The 924-nt window shown below is 55.5% G+C and carries 1 protein-coding gene; it reads left to right on the top strand.

The features are described from left to right. Positions 1–924 (top strand): ShlB/FhaC/HecB family hemolysin secretion/activation protein (locus tag Phpb_RS26865; RefSeq protein ID WP_339957051.1); only part of this gene is annotated, 924 nt, incomplete at both ends.

Genomic DNA, 924 nt, shown 5'->3' on the forward strand with positions numbered 1-924 from the left:
AGTATTCACGGTTTTTTGTAGCGTGGTTTTAGGCAGTCAAGCCGCCGATATCGCAGATCAACAACTCATTCATCAACAGGCCCGCCAGCAAGCCCTGGAGGCGCAATTAGCCCCGCCGCCTGCGGAGGTTCACCTGTCGGTACCGGAAACCGGGGCGTCAGCCGCCTTGGCGGTGGAAACCCCCTGTTTTCCTGTCACTCATGTCGTATTGGCCGGCACCGAAAATTTCCCGCACTGGTTACCGTTCCGGCGTGTCGCCCAACAGGGCGAAAACCATTGCCTCGGTGATAAAGGCATTAGCCGGCTGATAACCCAGTTGCAAGATCAGCTCATTAATCACGGTTATGTCACCAGCCGGGTTCTGGTGCCTCCCCAGGATCTGCGTACCCAAACCTTAAAACTGGTGATGATACCGGGCAACATCCGGCATATCCGCTATACCCCAGACAGCGGGAACTATATCCAGCGGATAACCCCCTTTCCCGCGCGTGAAGGCAAGTTACTGGATTTACGGGATATCGAGCAGGGATTGGAAAACTTGCAACGTTTCCCCACCGTTCAGGCTGATATGAACATTGTCCCGGCCACGCAGCCGGGGGAGAGCGATATTGTGCTGGACTGGCGTCAGTCCCGGCACTGGCGAGTCGCCACGTATCTGGATGATACCGGATCGAAAAGCACCGGGCGTTATCAGGGCGGATTGACCTTTTTTCTGGATAACCCCCTGGCGTTAAGCGACCTGTTCTATCTCTCCGGTGGGCGCGATATTCACTCATCTGCCGGGAAAGGCAGCCAAAATGACACGCTCTATTACTCTTTGCCCTTCGGCTACTGGATGGCCAGCGTGACGGCCAGTCATTACGATTATACCCAGACGATAGCCGGGCTGAATCAGGCGATCCAATACCGGGGCAAAAGCCAAAA

It is taken from the genome of Photorhabdus namnaonensis, from assembly GCF_001684335.1.
Lineage (GTDB): Bacteria > Pseudomonadota > Gammaproteobacteria > Enterobacterales > Enterobacteriaceae > Photorhabdus > Photorhabdus namnaonensis.